This is a genomic window from Pantoea sp. T14, from assembly GCF_036663535.1.
GTDB lineage: Bacteria > Pseudomonadota > Gammaproteobacteria > Enterobacterales > Enterobacteriaceae > Pantoea > Pantoea phytostimulans.
The window spans coordinates 586,433-604,439 of record NZ_JAWUEB010000026.1 but is presented as its reverse complement, the minus strand read 5'-3'; the positions used below and the strand labels follow the sequence as shown (position 1 = coordinate 604,439).

General features: G+C 54.6%; 16 protein-coding genes. 9 read left to right on the top strand and 7 right to left on the bottom strand.

Going from position 1 to position 18,007, the window contains the following annotated elements:
* Positions 1-19 precede the first annotated feature (19 nt).
* Complete coding sequence (gene mnmC, locus SC127_RS17740; RefSeq protein ID WP_332627270.1) at positions 20-2,029, bottom strand: bifunctional tRNA (5-methylaminomethyl-2-thiouridine)(34)-methyltransferase MnmD/FAD-dependent 5-carboxymethylaminomethyl-2-thiouridine(34) oxidoreductase MnmC; 2,010 nt, start codon at positions 2,027-2,029, stop codon at positions 20-22.
* A 154-nt stretch (positions 2,030-2,183) separates the two neighbouring features.
* Between mnmC and fabB the strand changes: the two genes are divergently transcribed.
* Both fabB and SC127_RS17730 read left to right on the top strand, forming a co-directional pair.
* The gene (gene fabB, locus SC127_RS17735; protein ID WP_215846062.1) at positions 2,184-3,404 is read left to right on the top strand and encodes a beta-ketoacyl-ACP synthase I; all 1,221 of its coding nucleotides are present in this window, start codon (positions 2,184-2,186) and stop codon (positions 3,402-3,404) included.
* Positions 3,405-3,639: 235 nt separating this feature from the next.
* Complete coding sequence (locus SC127_RS17730) at positions 3,640-4,824, top strand: MFS transporter (protein ID WP_243077497.1); 1,185 nt, start codon at positions 3,640-3,642, stop codon at positions 4,822-4,824.
* Here the strand turns inward: SC127_RS17730 and pdxR are convergent.
* Positions 4,787-6,223: a MocR-like pyridoxine biosynthesis transcription factor PdxR gene (gene pdxR / locus SC127_RS17725; protein WP_243077498.1), complete on the bottom strand. Its 1,437-nt coding sequence runs from the start codon at positions 6,221-6,223 to the stop codon at positions 4,787-4,789. The two genes, SC127_RS17730 and pdxR, sit on opposite strands and share 38 nt — an antisense overlap.
* A gap of 87 nt (positions 6,224-6,310) precedes the next feature.
* Between pdxR and SC127_RS17720 the strand changes: the two genes are divergently transcribed.
* On the top strand, positions 6,311-6,766 hold the full coding sequence (locus SC127_RS17720; RefSeq protein ID WP_215846063.1) for a rhodanese-like domain-containing protein: 456 nt from the start codon (positions 6,311-6,313) through the stop codon (positions 6,764-6,766).
* Between the two features lie 10 nt (positions 6,767-6,776).
* Here SC127_RS17720 and flk read toward each other — a convergent pair whose 3' ends face one another.
* From flk to SC127_RS17700, 4 genes are all read right to left on the bottom strand, one after another.
* Positions 6,777-7,817, bottom strand: coding sequence for a flagella biosynthesis regulator Flk (flk, locus tag SC127_RS17715; protein WP_332627267.1), 1,041 nt, complete (start codon positions 7,815-7,817; stop codon positions 6,777-6,779).
* 111 nt (positions 7,818-7,928) lie between these two features.
* A complete protein-coding gene (locus SC127_RS17710) occupies positions 7,929-9,434 on the bottom strand; it encodes a tripartite tricarboxylate transporter permease (RefSeq protein ID WP_243077501.1) in 1,506 nt (501 codons plus the stop codon).
* Between the two features lie 10 nt (positions 9,435-9,444).
* Positions 9,445-9,876, bottom strand: coding sequence for a tripartite tricarboxylate transporter TctB family protein (locus SC127_RS17705; protein ID WP_243077502.1), 432 nt, complete (start codon positions 9,874-9,876; stop codon positions 9,445-9,447).
* A 12-nt stretch (positions 9,877-9,888) separates the two neighbouring features.
* Entirely contained in the window at positions 9,889-10,869 is a 981-nt protein-coding gene (locus tag SC127_RS17700; protein WP_243077503.1) for a Bug family tripartite tricarboxylate transporter substrate binding protein, read from the bottom strand.
* 119 nt (positions 10,870-10,988) lie between these two features.
* Between SC127_RS17700 and tctD the strand changes: the two genes are divergently transcribed.
* Together tctD and SC127_RS17690 are read left to right on the top strand one after the other, a co-directional pair.
* Entirely contained in the window at positions 10,989-11,660 is a 672-nt protein-coding gene (tctD, locus tag SC127_RS17695; protein WP_243077504.1) for a transcriptional regulator TctD, read from the top strand.
* Positions 11,651-13,033 (top strand): sensor histidine kinase, encoded by a 1,383-nt coding sequence (locus SC127_RS17690; protein ID WP_215846070.1) that lies wholly within the window; start codon positions 11,651-11,653, stop codon positions 13,031-13,033. The genes tctD and SC127_RS17690 overlap by 10 nt, the downstream gene beginning before the upstream one ends.
* Here the strand turns inward: SC127_RS17690 and SC127_RS17685 are convergent.
* Positions 13,020-13,919 (bottom strand): DMT family transporter, encoded by a 900-nt coding sequence (locus tag SC127_RS17685; protein WP_332627264.1) that lies wholly within the window; start codon positions 13,917-13,919, stop codon positions 13,020-13,022. The two genes, SC127_RS17690 and SC127_RS17685, sit on opposite strands and share 14 nt — an antisense overlap.
* A gap of 94 nt (positions 13,920-14,013) precedes the next feature.
* Here SC127_RS17685 and SC127_RS17680 point away from each other — a divergent pair, with 94 nt between their 5' ends.
* From SC127_RS17680 to truA, 4 genes are all read left to right on the top strand, one after another.
* On the top strand, positions 14,014-14,793 hold the full coding sequence (locus SC127_RS17680; protein WP_332627262.1) for an AraC family transcriptional regulator: 780 nt from the start codon (positions 14,014-14,016) through the stop codon (positions 14,791-14,793).
* Between the two features lie 55 nt (positions 14,794-14,848).
* Positions 14,849-15,982 carry a 4-phosphoerythronate dehydrogenase PdxB gene (gene pdxB, locus SC127_RS17675; RefSeq protein WP_215846072.1) on the top strand — a complete coding sequence of 378 codons (1,134 nt, stop codon included), beginning with the start codon at positions 14,849-14,851 and terminating at the stop codon, positions 15,980-15,982.
* 196 nt (positions 15,983-16,178) lie between these two features.
* Positions 16,179-17,189, top strand: coding sequence for an aspartate-semialdehyde dehydrogenase (locus tag SC127_RS17670; RefSeq protein WP_215846073.1), 1,011 nt, complete (start codon positions 16,179-16,181; stop codon positions 17,187-17,189).
* Positions 17,189-17,992 carry a tRNA pseudouridine(38-40) synthase TruA gene (truA, locus tag SC127_RS17665; RefSeq protein WP_332627260.1) on the top strand — a complete coding sequence of 268 codons (804 nt, stop codon included), beginning with the start codon at positions 17,189-17,191 and terminating at the stop codon, positions 17,990-17,992. Before SC127_RS17670 ends, truA begins: the two co-directional genes overlap by 1 nt.
* The last annotated feature ends 15 nt before the right edge of the window (positions 17,993-18,007 follow it).

Below are 18,007 nucleotides of genomic sequence, written 5' to 3'. Positions count from 1 at the left end.
GCAGGGCGGCATGCCGCCCTCAACCCACTTTTTTACCTTTCAGCAGTTTTCTCACCCAATAACGATTCGGATTAAGCGCTGCTAACGTAGCGGCATCTAACGGCTGCGGTTCACCTGCCAGTTGCGCCGCCAGCACTTCTGCGGCCAAAGGCGCGCTGCACAAACCGCGCGAACCCAGCGCACCAAACAGGTAAAGTTGTGGATAATGTGGCGCATCAGCGATATCGCCATTTTGCGCACGCTGTGCCGGTAAATCCTGATATTGCGCCAGCGTAGCGGCATAGTCTGGCGCGCTACCGACCATCGGTAAGTGATCGCGGGTTGCGCAACGCACGCCGATACGCGCTTCCCCTGCGCTGACATCAACCTGCTTAGCCCAAGGGCTTTCAGGCAGGCAATGAAGTAAACGCGTACGGTTTTCCTGCTGATCGGCTTCGCGATAATCAGATTCGGTTTCACCACGACGGTAGCTGGCACCGATGCAGTGCGTGCCAAATTGCGGGCTGATCGGCGTTAAATAGCCGTCGTAACAGAGTACTGTTTGCAGCGCATCCAGTCCCGGCGTAGAAGGCACATGACTCACCTGGCCCGCCACCGCGTAAACCGGAAGCTGCTCGGTTAACGAAAAGTCCGTTAAGGCGTGTCCACTCGCCAGCACCACAGCGTGATGCTGCACTGCAGCAGAATCAGCAAACTGTAACGTCCAGCTTTCTTCCTGATAAGTCATATTAGTCACACGATGCAGCCAGTGAATCCGCAAGCCTTGTTCTTCACCGCGAGCCAGCATCGCGGCAGTCAACTCTGCAGGGGAAAGCCAGCCGCCTTGCGGATAAAAAATCCCGCCGCAGCCCAACGGTAGATTGGCCAACGCTTCAGCCTGCTGTTGATCCACGCCATGCGCTAACGCATCGGGCAAGGCCATCTTCAGCATCTGGTCAATTTTCGCCGCGCTTTTTTCATCCCATCCCAGTTGCAACACGCCGCTCCAGCTGTGCTCATATTGAACCGGTAATTGATCGTATAAACGACGCGCGAAACTGAAAGCAGCAGGGAAAAAGGTCGCAAGTGCGGGGTCGTGTTGATTGAGCAACGGATAAAGCGCGCCCTGACGGTTGCCTGACGCGCCCAGCGCGGGCGCGTCATCGGCGCAGTAAAGCGTTACGCGCCAGCCTCGTCGCAGCAAAGCCAGCGCCAGCGTCGCGCTGGCTACGCCGCCACCGATTAAGGCGATCTCCCGCTGTCGCGCGGCGGGTCGAGAATACCAGGGTTGGCGCACAGGTAGCGCGGGTGCGGCCGCGAGTTGACCGCATAGCATTTCGCGTTTAGGTCCAAAACCTTTGCGTCGCGTGACGGCGAAACCGGCGTCTTGTAATCCACGACGGACAAAACCAGCGGCGGTAAACGTGGCAAACGTGCCGCCATGCCGTAGCAATGTTGCCATGGCGTTAAACAGTTCTGGCGTCCACATATCTGGGTTTTTCGAGGGGGCAAAGCCATCCAGAAACCACGCATCAACCTGACGATAAAGGCTGTCATCGAGGCTATGAATTAATGCATTAATATCGCCTAACCACAGGTCAAGGGTAATGCGTCCGCCATCAAAAAGCAGGCGCTGACAGCCGGGCAGAGCGATCGGCCATTGCTGTTGCAATTGTTCTGCCCACGGGGCGAGTTCAGGCCAATGCCGCAGTGCCGCGATTAAATCATTCTGCGTTAAAGGAAATTTCTCAAAGCTAATGAAATGCAGACGCTGCAATCTGGCATTGGGTTGCTCAATGCGAAATGCCTCAAAGGCTTGCCAAAGCGTAAGAAAATTGAGCCCGGTACCGAATCCACTCTCAGCAACGATCAATAAATCTCGCTCATGATGGGCGAAACGCTGTGGAAATTGGTTGCCGCCAAGGAAGACATAACGCGTCTCTTCAAGGCCGTTATCGTTAGAGAAATAGACATCTTCAAAGGCTCGGGAAACAGGTGTACCCTGTTCATTCCAGCTTAGTTCGGCGTGTTCGACCGGCGTTGATTTCACGGCAAAGGCTCATTTTTCAGGCAGTGGCGCGATTTTAGCGACCAGCGTGACATGACGCAAATTTACAAAAGGAAATGGCTGATCGGACTTGTTCGGCGTACAAGTGTAAGCTAGAGTGCACGTCAATCCAAAAGATGTGGAAGAGGACTATTGAATGAAACGTGCGGTGATTACTGGCTTGGGGATCGTTTCCAGTATTGGTAATAATCAGCAAGAGGTGCTGGCATCTCTGCGTGAAGGCCGTTCTGGCATCACATTTTCTCAAGAGATGAAAGATTCCGGCATGCGTAGTCACGTCTGGGGTAACGTTAAGTTAGATACCACCGGCCTCATCGATCGCAAAATCGTGCGTTTTATGAGTGATGCGTCCATCTATGCTTATCTTTCCATGGAAGAAGCGATTAAAGATTCTGGCCTGACCAACGAAGCCTATCAGAACAACCCACGTGTGGGTCTGATTGCCGGTTCAGGTGGCGGTTCTCCGCGTTATCAGGTGTTCGGCGCAGACGCAATGCGTAGCCCGCGTGGCCTGAAAGCAGTAGGTCCGTATGTCGTGACTAAAGCGATGGCGTCAGGCGTTTCAGCCTGTCTGGCTACACCTTTCAAAATTCACGGTGTGAACTACTCAATCAGCTCTGCCTGTGCGACCTCTTCACACTGTATCGGTAATGCGGTTGAGCAAATTCAGCTGGGCAAACAAGACATCGTGTTTGCTGGCGGCGGTGAAGAGTTGTGCTGGGAAATGTCCTGCGAATTCGACGCCATGGGCGCGCTTTCTACCAAATATAATGAAACGCCTGAAAAAGCTTCTCGTACCTATGACAACGACCGCGATGGCTTTGTTATCGCAGGCGGTGGCGGTATGGTTGTGGTCGAAGAGCTGGAGCACGCGCTGGCACGTGGCGCGCACATCTACGCTGAAATCGTAGGCTACGGCGCAACATCCGACGGCGCAGACATGGTTGCACCATCAGGCGAAGGCGCAGTGCGCTGCATGAAGATGGCGATGCAGGGCGTTGATACCCCTATCGATTATCTGAACAGCCACGGTACTTCAACGCCAGTGGGCGATGTGAAAGAGCTGGGTGCAATCCGTGAAGTGTTCGGTGATAACACGCCTTACATTTCTGCAACCAAAGCCATGACCGGTCACTCATTGGGTGCAGCTGGCGTGCAGGAAGCGATTTATACCCTGCTGATGCTGGAGCACGGCTTTATTGCGCCAAGCATTAACATCGACTCGCTGGATGCAGCGGCAGAAGGCATGAACATCGTGACTAAGCCGACTGAAAAAGCGCTGAAAACCGTTATGTCTAACAGCTTCGGTTTCGGTGGCACCAACGCGACTCTGACGATGCGTAAGTATCAGGCTTAAGGTTTCACCTCATCTTTACCTCAAGGGTCGGCTTGCCGGCCCTTTTCTTTGACATAATTCTAACCCCTTGCCAGAATTCCCTTTCGCTCGACTGTGGTGTAGTCCTGCCTTAACGACCATTCTCGTTACGTAAGCGTTCACGTTAACCAACGCGTAAATCTTCTGTTACGACAGAGGGTGCGCGCGTCGTTGGTTTTTGCCGTCATGGTACGTCTCAGAACAAGGAGTTACGTTAATGTCCTCTTCAGCCGCTGAATCGCAAGTTCAGTCGACCTTTCCTTTGGCTTGCACCTCGCTGGCCGTATTCCTGACTTATCTCACTGCGGGCCTGGCTTTGCCGGTTATCCCGCTCTATGTGCATCAAGAGTTAGGAATGAACAACGTGATGGTGGGCATCGCGGTTGGCATTCAGTTCTTTGCCACTTTACTCACGCGCGGTTTTGCCGGACGTCGAGCCGATCAGCATGGCGCAAAACTCACCACGCAACACGGCATGTTAGCGATAGCCTTAGTGGGGCTGGCTTACCTCGCTGCTGCGCTGCTGCCGGTGCCAATAGAGGCGAAGTTCGGCTTGCTGTCGATAGGTCGTTTGCTGCTCGGCTTTGGCGAAAGCTTGCTGCTGACCGGGAATCTGACATGGGGCATGGGTTTAGTTGGGCCAAAACGTTCTGGTTTGGTGATGTCATGGAACGGCATGGCGATTTATGGATCGCTGGCAGCGGGCGCGCCGCTCGGCTTGCTGCTGCATCAGCAGGGGGGTTTTGCGCTGTTGGGCGCGGTTGCCGTCGTGCTGCCGCTGATTGCGCTGGGGTTGAATAATTGGATCAAAGCCGTGCCGGTTGTCGGCGGCGAGCGGCCTTCGCTGTTCAGCGTGGTACGCAGCATTTTTCAGCCGGGGCTCGCGCTCGCGCTGCAAGGTGCCGGTTTTGCGGTGATCGGTACTTTTACCTCGCTCTATTTTGCTGCACAACACTGGGGCAATGCGGGCTTTACCCTTACCGCATTTGGCCTGGCGTTTGTGCTGGTGCGTCTCCTTTTTGGTGGCTTGCCGGATCGGTTGGGTGGCGTAAAAGTGGCGATGATTTCGCTGCTGGTGGAAGCCTGCGGATTGCTATTGCTGGGACTGGCAACGCAAAGTTGGATGGCATTAATGGGGGCTGCTTTGACCGGCTGCGGTTGCTCACTGATCTTCCCGGCGCTGGGCGTAGAAGTGATTAAACGCGTTTCTCCGCAGGTGCGCGGCACCGCGCTTGGGGGCTTTTCTGCATTCCAGGATGTCGCTTACGGAGCCAGCGGGCCGCTCACCGGATTGCTGGCGACCGCGCTGGGTTACGGTTCTGTCTATTTGGCAGGTGCGTGCTGCGCGGTACTCGGGATTTTAGTTACCTGGCGCTTTGCGCGTCAGCCGCAAACAGCTTAGCCAGCTTGTCACATCCGGCAACGATTTCGCCGGGTGTGAGAGCAGAAAAGCCCAGTAGCCAACCTGGCTGTCGAATATCACTGGTATATAACGGGCTTAGCCTCGGCAGTTGCAATCCTGCTTGCGCGGCGAGGTTGGTCAGCCTCGCTTCATCTCCCTGCTTCAGTGATACCGCCATTTGCAAGCCGCCTGTGCGGGCCATTGGCGTGATCCACGGCGCAAGGCGCTGCTCAATTTGCTCTATTAGCAGGTCGCGGCGACTGCGATAAAGCTGCCGCATTAAACGCAAATGGCTGGTGAAGTGACCTTGCTGCATAAACTCGGCGGTAATCGCTTGCGGCAACAGGGCGCTGTGTCCATCCATGACGCTGCGCGCCTGACCGAGAGGTATCACCAGTTCAGGGGGTACCACCATCCAGGCCAGCCTCAGTGAAGGAAACAGTGATTTTGAAAACGTCCCTAGCGTGATGACGCGACTATGCGAATCCAGTCCTTGCAGCGCTGGCGTCGGGCGTTCGTCATAGTGAAATTCACTGTCGTAATCATCCTCAATTAGCCAGCTGCGATGACGCCGCGCCCAATCAAGCCAGGCTAAACGGCGCGCTAAACTCATGGTGACACCCGTTGGATAATGATGCGCAGGCGTCAGATACATCAACTTTGCTGCCCCAGAGTGGGGTTTCGCGCCTTCCTGATCCAGCGCAATACCGCGACAGTTTGCACCTGCCGCGAGAAAAGCATTACGCGCGCCGGGATAGCCCGGTTCCTCCAGCCAGACTTCATCACCCGGATCGAGAAACATCAGCGCCAGAAGCTGTAGCGCCTGCTGTGAACTGGTGAGCATGATCACCTGTTCGGGTTGGCAATGTATGCCACGCGACAAGGCCAGATAATCTGCCACCGCATGGCGTAAAGGCTGATAACCCAGCGGATCGCCGTAACCCATCACCGCGCTGCCAAGCGAACGCTGCACAGTGGCGCTGATTCGCCGCCAGATTTGCTGAGGAAAGGCGCGAAGTTCTGGCGAACCGGCGGCAAAAGCCTGTGGAAAGAGCGGATCCTGGCAACCCCCGGTTGCTAATACACGGTTACCGCGCAGGGAGAAGTGAGGCAGTTGCGTTAACGCCGTGCTGCGCGCTTTATTGGGCATGGTGATAGCCACAAAACTGCCGCGCCCGATTTCACGTCGTAAATATCCTTCGCTTTCCAACTGCGCGTAAGCCGCTTCCACCGTCACACGCGACAGGTTTAAATCCGATGCCATTTGTCGCGTCGAGGGCAGCTTTTGATCCACGGACAAGTGGTGATTCGCTATCGCCAGACGCAGCGTGGCGCACAAACGTTCACGCAGTCCGCCCGACGCTTGATGATGGAAGAGTTGCAGCAGCGGTGTGCTCATATTGGTCTTATTGTGAGAGATAAATGGGTATCAATGAGCAGTCCACTTTGCCGTAAACTGGCTGCACTTCACAACAGGAGAATCACCATGTCATCTGTATTACGTTTTCCGCCCGTTTCTTCGCAGCAAAGTCTGGCGTACCTGGAAACCAAATTGGCTTATTACACGGATGCGTGGGATCTCGCCGAAGATTTGGCGCAGCAGGTGAGTGAAATTGTGGTGATCGATGCACGATCAGCGGAGATCTATCGCGCTGGGCACATTTGCGGCGCCATCAGCTTTCCGCATCGCATTATGGATGAAGCATCAACAGCACAGTTAGATCGCAGTAAACTCTATGTCACTTACTGCGATGGCATTGGCTGCAATGGCTCAACGAAAGCGGCGTATAAGCTCGCCACCTTGGGTTTTCAGGTGAAAGAGTTGATTGGCGGCCTGGATTTTTGGAAGCGCGATGGCCATCCGATGGCGTGGGGTAATGCGCCAGGCGAATGGCCAGGCGCAATTTCAACTACAGGCGATGCCGCATCATGCGGCTGCTAATGCAGCGTCTTTAAAGGACGATCCACAATAAAAATGCAATCACCAGCAAGGCGATGAAGATGACCAGCAACGGCCGCTGCGCCAGCGGTTGGAGTGACGGCGGCAAGGAGGCCGCAACGGGTGCCCAGATTGGCTGAGGTTTGATTTCACTGGCGGCCAAAGGCTGCTCAGACATTTTTTCAGCCCGACGTGAGAACAAAAAGTTCAGCAGATCCTGCGTTTGGGTAGGCGTAAGCACCGTTTGCGGTGTCGCCTGGAATCGCTGCTGGCTGTAATCCTCCATCATGCGCTGTTCGGTCTGCGCCAGCGGCTGCTTCAGCGAGGCTTCCAGCAGTTGCAGCGTTGGCGCGCTGTGCTGACTCAGGGTTTGACGCACCTGTAAATATTGCGTCAGCAGCGGGAAATGGCGTGATGGGATCGGATCGCCGCTGGTAAGGTTCACCAGTTTCAACGCTGAGGCCCACAATTTGCCGCTGGATTCGCCCGTTGCGGCGGCCAAACGAATGATCTGTTGGTTCAGGGTGTGATGCTCAGCCGGTAACAGGCTGCGATCGCTGGAGCGCGTTTGCTGCGGCTGCGGAATCGCCATTTGGCCATTTTGCAGCATGGTCAGCACCTGACGTAGCTGATCCTGACTCAAGGCACTTAAAACGGTTTGACCAAACTGCTGCCGAATAAAGTCGCTCACCGCCTGACGATTGTTGCCCTGCGGCAGTAAATCGGTTAGCTGGGTCATCAACTGGCGCGTCGCGTGGCCGGTTTGTGCTTGCGTCAGGCGCACCGTGAGGTATTGCTCGGCAGCAGGAAAATGACGTGACTGCAACTCGGCGTCACTCTTCACATTCACTTCACGGCGTATACCAGACCAAAGCTCAGGCGCTTTAAGATTGCTCAGCGACAAAATGCGCACAATCAGGCGTTCCAACGTTGTGCGTTGCGCAGGAGAGAGTGGCTGTTCTCCAGGCGCAGAACCGGGACGAGGTGCGCCCGTTTGCGGATTTACAGATGAACGATCGCCGACCGGCACACCGGGGCCGCTAACAGGTTGCATGGCGGATTCCTTGGGGAAAACAGAACAGCGTGGGGTGCGCCGGAATGAGAATGCGCCATGATAACAAAAGCCCCCGGGAAATCCCACGGGGGCGCTTGCGTTTCGGTGGAATTACTCAGGGATGAGCTTCAGGCGCATACGGCGCCAGCGCTTCCAGGCAAAAGGCACCACCAAGACGGCAACCGCTAAGATCAGCAGCACTTTGCAAATCAGACTTTCCCACAGGATCGGCAAATTACCGTTACTGATTGAGAGCGCGCGCCGCAGATTCTGTTCCAGCATTTCACCTAAGACAAAACCCAGGATCAGCGGAGACATGGGGAAATCCATTTTACGCAGAATATAACCAAAAACACCCAAGCCAACCATTAACAGCAGATCAAACGTGGTGCTGTGAACCGCATAGACGCCCACGGCGGAGATGGCCGCAATGGTGGGGACCAAAAACCACAGCGGAATCGTCAGCATGCGGGCAAACACGTTGATCATGGGAATGTTCATGATCAACAGCATGACGTTGCCAATCAACAGTGCGGCGATCAATCCCCACACGATGTCTGGCTGTTCAATAAACATCGCAGGGCCGGGCGTGATGTTGTAGAGCGTTAACGCACCCACCATGACTGCGGTGGTGCCTGAGCCGGGAATGCCCAGCGTAAGCATTGGAATAAAGGATCCGCAAGCCGATGCGTTGTTTGCCGCTTCTGGCGCCGCCACGCCACGAATATCACCTTTACCAAACTGGTCGCTGCCGCTGATTTTCTTTTCAGTCATGTAAGCAATGGCGCTGGCGATGGTGGCACCTGCGCCGGGTAACACACCGACGAAGAAACCGATAAACGACGATCGCAGCGTGGCACCGGCCGTCATCGCGGCCTCTTTCATGTTGAACATCATGCGACCGCTGGCGCGCACCGCTTTCTGCCCAGAATGGGTGGATTCCAGCATCAACAAGATTTCACTCACCGAGAACAGACCAATTACCACCACCACAAACTGAATGCCATCAGAAAGATGCACACTGTCGAAGGTAAAGCGGTAAACGCCGGTATTCGCATCAACGCCCACGGTCGCCATGCCGAGACCGATTAATGCGGCCAGAAAAGATTTCAACGGATTTTGACTCATCATGCTGCCGAGGCAGGCAATCGCGAAAACCATCAGCGCAAAATATTCAGCCGGACCAAATGCCAGTGACCAGTTTGCCAGGAGCGGGGCGAATAAAATAATGCCGAGAATGGCAATAGTAGAGCCGACAAAGGAACTCACCGCAGAAATCGACAACGCTACGCCCGCTTTGCCTTGCTGCGCCATCGGATAGCCATCCAGCGCCGTCATAATGGCACCGGCATCGCCTGGCACATTCAGCAAAATGGATGAGATGCGACCCCCATATTCACAACCGATATAGACCGTTGCCAGCAAGATCAGCGCCGATTCCGCCGGCAAATGCAGCGCGTAAGCCAGCGGCATTAAAATAGCGACGCCATTAATCGGGCCGAGACCCGGCAACAATCCCACAATGGTGCCAATAAAACAGCCGATCAAGGCGATTATCAGGTTTTCGGGCGTCATGGCGACGGCGAAACCCTGCATCAAAAAAGACCAGGTATCCATGATATTCTCCTTAACTCAGCCAGCTGCCCATGGGCAGCGTCACGTCCAGCAAGCGGTCAAAGGCGTAAAACAGCGTCAACCCCATGATCACGCCGGAAAGCGCTGCCGCCCACCAACGTGCACCAAACAGCATGCCGATGCCAAACGTCAACAACGTGGTGCAGAGCGCGAAACCCAGAGTTTCAAACAGCCAGCCATAAAGCATCAGCATCAGCGCCAGTGCGACTAAACGCTTTAATGTGCCCTGAGTAGGCCATTGAATAGTGTCTGGTTTACGAAACAGCATCAGCAGGGCGCAGATCGCCATCAAACCCAAAATCGTCAGGGGAAAAGGGCGCGGGCCAACCGGTTCGTAGCTGTATTCGCTCTGAATTTGCCAGGCTATCACCATGCCGCCGAGGCAAAGTGCAAGCCAAATAGCCGCAAAAATACGATCGCTCATCATGTGCTCCGGTTATTTAGCCAGGCCGAAAGATTTCGCCTGATCGCGATAAGAGGCGACCTGATTTTTGACATAGCTGTCGAGTTCTGCACCAAACAGGTTGAATTCAAACAGACCGCGCAGATCGCGCTGTTTTTGAAATTCCGGCGTATTCACCATCTTTTTAAAGGCGTCTTGCCACCATTGATACTCGGCATCGCTGACTTTTGGACCCAAATAGAAGCCGCGAATAATCGGCCATTCGATGTTAAAGCCCTGTTCTTTAGCGGTCGGCACATTCGCCAGCGGGCCAGGCAAACGTTTATCCGCCATCACAGCCAGCACGCGCATTTTTCCACCTTGCAGATGCGGCACCATTTCGCTCATGTCGCCAGAAACCACCTGAATATGATTACCCAACAGCGCAGTAACCGGCTCGCCGCCACCTTCAAACGCGACGTAACGCATCTTGCGCGGATCAATGCCTGCTTCACGCGCCAGCAGCGCGGTTTTCATCCAGTCCTGGCTGCCAATAGATGCGCCCGCGCCAACCACCACTTTGGTGGGATCTTTCTTCATCGCCTCCATCAGCTCACCAAGCGTTTTCCATGGGGCATCTTCACGCACTGCAATCATGCCGTAATCGGTGCCGACTGCTGCCAGCCACTTCACGTCGTCTACTGAATAGCGACCAAATTTGCCTTGAGAAAGGTTAAGCAGCGAGCCGCCGGAGAAGGCGACCACCGTGCCCGCTTCGGCGGGGCGCTGCGCAATAATGGCGTTGTAGGCAACCGCACCCACGCCGCCAGGCATATAAGTGACGCGCATCGGTGAATCGATCTGTTTTGTCTCCTGCAATGACACTTGCAGGAGTTTGCAGGTCAGGTCAAAGCCGCCGCCAGGCTTAGCAGGCGCAATACATTCAGTACGTTTGGGTGCATCGGCGGCAAAAGTAGCGGGAACCAGTAAGGCCAGTAGGGTTGAGGCTAAGGTGGTGCGGATTATTTTTTTCATCTTTCGCTCCCTTGTTCTTCCAGAGTGTGATTGCTGCCGAATATTCGGCGTTGCTGAATTGTTAAAACAGTTACCTTTCATTTACCTTTCACTGCCCAGAAATAATGACAGGATGTGATATGCGTCTCTTACTGGTTGAAGATACGGTTGAGCTGGCGCGCTGGTTGCAGAAAGCGCTAACGCAAAAAGGATTTGCCGTGGATTGGGTTGCGGATGGTGTAGCGGCGGATCACATGCTGCACAGCGAGGAATATGTTCTGGTGGTACTGGATGTTTCGCTGCCGCGTATGGATGGTATTGAGGTGCTAACGCGGCTGCGTCGGCGCGGAAAAAATGTGCCGGTTTTATTACTGACTGCGCGCAGCGCGCTCGACGATCGGGTGCGCGGGCTGAATCAGGGAGCCGATGATTACCTCACTAAACCCTTTGAGCTTGATGAACTGGAAGCGCGGTTACGGGCACTGTTGCGGCGTAGCCAAACGCTTTCTGCGCAAAACCAGGCGCTAGGGCAGTTGACACGCGATCCTGAAGGCTATTTTTTGCTGGCGGACAAGCCGCTGGCGTTGACCCCGCGCGAAGCCAGCATACTTACAACCTTGATGCAGCGAGGAGGGCGCCCGGTTTCACGCCAGCATCTTTATGAACAAACGTTTACCCTGGCTGATGATGTCAGCCTGGAAAGCATTGAGCTTTACGTACACCGGGTACGTAAAAAACTGGCCGGTAGCGATGTCGCGATTGTGACGCTACGCGGTCTGGGATACAGCCTGGAAACGGTGCCATGCGGCTAATCCGTTCACTGCGCGGCGAATTACTGGCGTGGTTGGGCTTGCCGCTCACGTTGTTGTGGGGTTTGTCGGTTTATACCCATTATCAAAGCGGGCTGGCTGCAGCCAATCAGGCTTATGATCGCTCATTGCTGGCCTCGGCGCGCACCGTTGCTGAACGCTTGGTGGTGCGTAATCGTCATCTTGAAGTGGATGTGCCTTGGGTCGTGCTCGACAGCTTTGAGCGCAACATGAACGATCAGCTGTTTTACCAAGTGATTTCGCCGCAAGGTAAAACGCTGTCAGGTTATGACGACCTGCCGCCGATTCCACCCCATCACGCACTTTCAAACGACTGGCCCGCGCTGGTGCATTTTTATGATGGCCGCTATCGACAGCAACCGATTCGCATTGCTGCACTTTGGCAACCCATCAGCGAGGCGGGGGCAGAAGGTATGGCGCTAATTATCGTGGCTGAAACACTGAATTCGCGTCAGGAGTTTGCCCAAGGATTAATGCGTACGGCGCTGCTGAGTCAAAGCGTGCTGGTGCTGATGACGCTGTTACTGGCGGGATTGATGCTGCGACGCGTACTGCGTCCATTACGACGTCTATCGCGCATTGTTTTACGCCGCGATGTTAGCGAGTTAACGCCGCTTCCATCGTTGCCTTGGTCAGAATTACAGCCGTTGATTATTGCTTTTAATCGCTATCTTGAGCGGTTGCGTGGAATGATGGCGCGTCAGGATCGTTTTAGCGCTGACGCAGCACATCAACTGCGTACGCCGCTAGCAATCCTCAAAACGCAGGTAGGTGTCGCGATGAGCAGCAATTGCCCCGAGCAGTGGCGAGAGAGTTTACAAGGAATGCGACACACGCTGGATGACACTATTTTGCTCACCGATCGATTACTGCAACTGGCGCAAATAAAAGCGCGTCACGGCGAAGAGAAACAGCTGCCGCGCGTCGATTTAGCGGAGATCCTGCGGGATGCCTGTTTCAGCGGTTACACGGCGGCCCGGAACAAGCAGATCGATTTAGGTTACGAAGGTGATGAGAACAGCGAAGTCAAAGGGGATCGCCTGCTGCTGGGCGAGTTATGCGCCAATCTGCTGGACAATGCCATCAAATACACGCCGCTGAACGGGGTAATTACGGCAAGGCTACAGGGGAAAACATTAGAAATAGAAGACAGCGGGCCGGGCATCGACAGTGCGGAACAGGAAAAAGCCTTACAGCCCTTTTCCCGACTTGATCATGGCAGCTTGCAGCCTGGCGCAGGAATAGGATTGGCGTTGGTGCAGGATATTTGTGCATGGCATGGAGCGTTGATTGTCATGGATCGCAGTCCGCTACTGGGCGGACTGCGCGTCACTATCGCGTTTAAATCCGAGTGATACGGCTCGGTTTACGACCTGACAGCGGTGTTTTCAAACGCTGTGCCAAAATCACGCCAAACAGTGTCAAACCTCCGCCAATCCAGTGATAACTGTGCAACTGCTCATGCAGGAACAGCACGGCAATCAGCGCAGTAAATATCGGAATCAGATTCATAAATATAGTGGTGGTGCTGGCACCTAAACGCTGTACGCCATGAATCCACAAGAAAGGCGCAATGATTGAAGCAAACAGGCCCGCGAACGCCACCAACGGAATGTTATGCAGATTCAGTGTTACGTCGGGTGCAAATAAAAAACCGGGTAACAGCAGCAGTACGCCAAACACGATCTGCATGTATAAGCTTTGCCAGATCGGCAGCGGTATTGCCCAGCGCTTGGTCAGCACACCATAAAGCGCATAAGAGGCGGAAGCCGACAGCATCATTAACTCACCTTTGCCTAATCCATGACTCAGCAACAGCGGTAAATTTCCCTCGCTGACCAGCCAAACTAAACCGGCAAATGAGATGATGCTGCCAAAAAGAATCCCCACCGTCGGGGCAATGCGCAGGATCGCTACGCTTAACAGCACGGTAAGCAGCGGAATTAATGCGCCGATGATCCCCATAAACAGTGCACTTACGCTGTGCGCGGCGTAATAAGCCAGGCTTTGATACAACACCATGCCCAGCAGCCCAAGCAGCAGCAATTGCCCCAAATGCGGTTTAATCTGTCGCCGCTGACGCCATACGCCAGGCAAAATAAACGGCGTTAACACCAGCAGCGCTAACAGCCAGCGATAAAAAGAAATGGCTGCTGGATCAATAGCATCCGCCGACAACTTACTTACGATCGAATTGATCGACCAGATCATCACCGCAATCAGCGGAAACAAGAAACTCATAACGCTCTCCCGATACAGAATGAGCGCAGTGTACGCTTGTCCGGTTTTATTCAGATAGTTAATATCGGACAAAAATCTTTAATGACCGGACATAATGACTTCACAAATCACTTACCAGGCGCCAGTTGATGCCAATGCGCTGCGCTACTTCTTTCGTTTTGAGCAAGCCAATGCGCAAACCGAATATTTGCCGCACGCGCACAGCTGGGGACAGGTGATCTTTGTGAAAAGTTATGTGCTGGAGATGCGGGTAGAAGGTGAACGGCTGCTCACGCCTGCCGACATCCCTATCTGGATCCCGCCGGGGCTGGTACACAGCAGCTATAATCATCGGCAGGCCCAATTTCGCACCTTTAACCTGGCCGCCGATCTGTGTGAAGGGTTGCCGATCAAAGCGTGTTTGCTGATTGTCGATCCGATCGTGCATGCCATTATGGATGAATTCGCCCGAGAGGAAATTGTGCTGCCTGTCAGCGACGAGCAGTTGCGGCTGTGTAATGTACTGCGCGACCGCTTGCGTCTCGCAGCCGTTCAGGAAAGCTATTTGCCTACGTCGGAAGATAAATTTTTGGCGCCAGTGCTGCACGCGCTGGAGGCCAACCCCGGTGATAACACGACGCTAGCAGCGTGGGCGGCCCGCGTTTTTACCACAGAACGCACGCTGGCGCGCCGCTGTCATCAGCAGCTCAATATGTCATTCAGCGAATGGCGTCAGCGGCTGCGTTTTTTGCGGGCAATTGCGCTGCTGGAGCAGGGCAACAGCGTGCAATCTATTGCTCACGATCTCGGATATAGCTCCGCTTCTGCGCTGATTGTCATGTTTCAACATCAAGCGGGCACCACGCCCGATCGCTACCGCACACGGTTAGGCTAACGCGTGGCTTTGTGCCAGAATAACGCCCTTAAAGACAACAGACAGGAAAGCCGTGGTGAAGATTCTCGTCGATGAAAATATGCCTTATGCCCGTGAACTGTTCAGCCGCACCGGAAACGTGCTGGCGGTGCCGGGTCGTCCTTTACCGGAAGCCGAACTGGCAGATGCCGATGGCTTGATGGTGCGTTCAGTTACCAAGGTGAATGAAGCCTTGCTGGCGGGTAAACCGGTGAAATTTGTTGGTACCGCTACGGCGGGCACCGATCACATCGACGAAGTGTGGCTGCAACAGGCGGGGATCGCTTTCTCTGCCGCGCCGGGTTGTAACGCCATTGCCGTGGTGGAATATGTCTTTTCGTCGCTGCTGTTACTGGCGGAACGCGATGGTTTTCAACTGCGCGATCGCACAGTCGGCATCGTCGGCGTTGGCAATGTCGGCGGACGTTTACAGAAACGTCTTGAAGCCTGGGGCGTGAAAACCGTGCTGTGCGATCCGCCGCGCGCCGATCGTGGCGACGACGGCGATTTTTTGTCGCTGGATGAGGTGGTTAAACAGGCTGATATCCTGACTTTCCACACGCCACTCTTTAAAGACGGACCGTATAAAAGCTGGCATCTGGCTGATTTAGCACTGTTGATGGCTCTTAAACCCAATACCATTCTCATTAATGCCTGCCGCGGCCCGGTGGTCGATAACGTCGCGCTGCTGGAAGTATTGAACATGCGATCGGATCTCAGCGTGATACTGGATGTATGGGAACCGGAACCGGATCTTTCACTGGCGCTGCTCGATAAAGTTGATATCGCCACCGCCCATATCGCGGGCTACACGCTGGAAGGTAAAGCGCGAGGTACCACGCAAGTGTTTGAAGCCTGGAGCGCGTTTATCGGGCAACCGCAGCAGGTGCCACTGAGCGAGTTATTACCGACACCGGAGTTCAGCAGCATTACGCTGCAGGGCGCGCTTGATCAGCCAACGCTGAAACGGCTGGTGCATCTGGTGTATGATGTGCGCCGCGACGACGCGCCCTTACGTAAAGTGGCGGCGCAACCCGGTGAATTTGATCGCCTGCGCAAGCAGTATGAAGAGCGCCGCGAATGGTCTTCGTTGCAGGTGATCTGCAACGATCGCGACGCTGCCGAGATGCTGGCGAAGCTGGGTTTTGATGCGCATTTGCAGGAGAGCTAATCTCATTTCCTTGTAATTTCCGTTGCAGAAAGGCGGCAAATGAGTGAACGCCAGGCACTTACCACAGTAAGTGGACAGGGTAAGCGCGAGTAGCCAACGTATCTGCAATACGAAATATGACCGGGAAAAATCCGAATCCTTGGGCGGTGAATATCACCGCCTTCTGTTTTTATGTCATTGTCTGGAGTAAACCAACATGTCTGACGGCTGGAATATTGCGCTATTAGGCGCAACAGGCGCAGTAGGGAACGCTTTACTGGAGCTGCTGGCTGAACGCCAGTTCCCGGTTGGAGAATTGTATTTGCTGGCGAGTGAAAACGGCGCAGGTGAAACTAAACGTTATGAAGGCCGTTCTGTTCTGGTTCAGGACGCGGCAGGTTTTGACTGGTCACAAGCGCAGTTGGCGTTTTTTGTAGCCGGTCGTGAAGCCTCTTCGCGCTATGCAGATGAAGCCGCTAACGCGGGTTGTTTGGTTATCGACAGCAGCGAACTGTTTGCGCTGTCACCAGACATTCCGCTGGTAGTGCCAGATGTGAATGCGCACGTTTTGGCGGATTATCGCAATCGCAACATTATCTGCGTGGCCGATAGCCTGGTCAGCCAGTTGCTTACCGCACTCAAACCGCTGACTGACGCCGCCGGTTTAGGCCGCTTGCAGGTAACAAATTTGATTTCGGTTTCCAACCACGGCAAAGCGGCAGTGGATGCATTAGCGGGTGAAAGCGCGCGTTTGCTGAATGGCGTCCCGGCAGATAACCATTTTTATGGCCGCCAGCTGGCCTTTAACTTGCTGCCACAACAGGCCGATGCCGAAGGCAGCGTGGAGAGCGAACGTCGTCTGATCGATCAGGTACGTAAAGTGCTGCAAGACGAAGGCTTACCGATTGCGGTCACCAGCATTCAGGCGCCGGTGTTTTATGGCAACGCGCAAATCGTTCATGTTGAGAATCTGCGTCCGCTCTCTGCGGAAGAAGCGCGTGCTGAACTGGCGCTCACCGCTGATATCATCCTGAGCGAAGAAGATCAGGTGCCAACGCCTGTCACCGATGCATCAGGCAACAATGAATTAAGCATTGGCGGCGTGCGTAACGATTACGGTATTCCTGAACTGCTGCAGTTTTGGTCAGTCGCCGATAACGTCCGTTTTGGCGGTGCGTTAATGGCAGTGAAAACGGCGGAAAAGCTGGTGCAGGAGTATATGTACTAATGTCCGACAGTCAGACGCAAAAACTGGCGCTCGGCATTGAGTATGACGGCAGCCGCTATTACGGCTGGCAGCGTCAGCAAGAAGTGCGCAGCGTGCAGGAAAAGTTAGAACGTGCGCTGTCAAAAGTGGCCGATCATCCGGTCACTGTTTTCTGCGCCGGACGCACCGATGCTGGCGTGCACGGAACGGGTCAGGTCGTGCATTTTGAAACCACATCGCAACGTGCTGACAGCGCATGGACGTTGGGCGTTAACGCCAATTTACCTGCAGACATCGCGGTGCGTTGGGTAAAATCGGTGCCGGATGAGTTTCATGCGCGGTTTAGTGCAACCGCCCGTCGCTATCGCTATCTGATATACAACCAGCGCTTGCGTCCGGCCGTGCTGAGCCGCGGCGTGACACATTTTTATCATCCGCTGGATGCTGAAAAAATGCAGCGTGCGGGGCAATGTTTGCTAGGGGAGAATGACTTCACCTCATTCCGCGCGGTGCAGTGTCAGTCTCGTACGCCATGGCGCAACATGTTGCACCTTAACGTGACGCGTCAAGGGCCGTACGTCATCGTGGATATCAAGGCCAACGCCTTTGTGCATCATATGGTGCGTAACATTGTTGGCAGCCTGATGGAAATTGGCTGCGGCAATCAGCCAGAATCGTGGATGGCTACGCTGCTGGCAGCCAAAGATCGCACGCTGGCGGCGGCGACAGCCAAAGCTGAAGGGCTTTATCTGGTGGCGGTGGATTATCCATCCCACTTTGCGTTACCACAGCCGTCGATGGGACCGTTGTTCCTCACGGATTAACCAAAAATTTAGGAC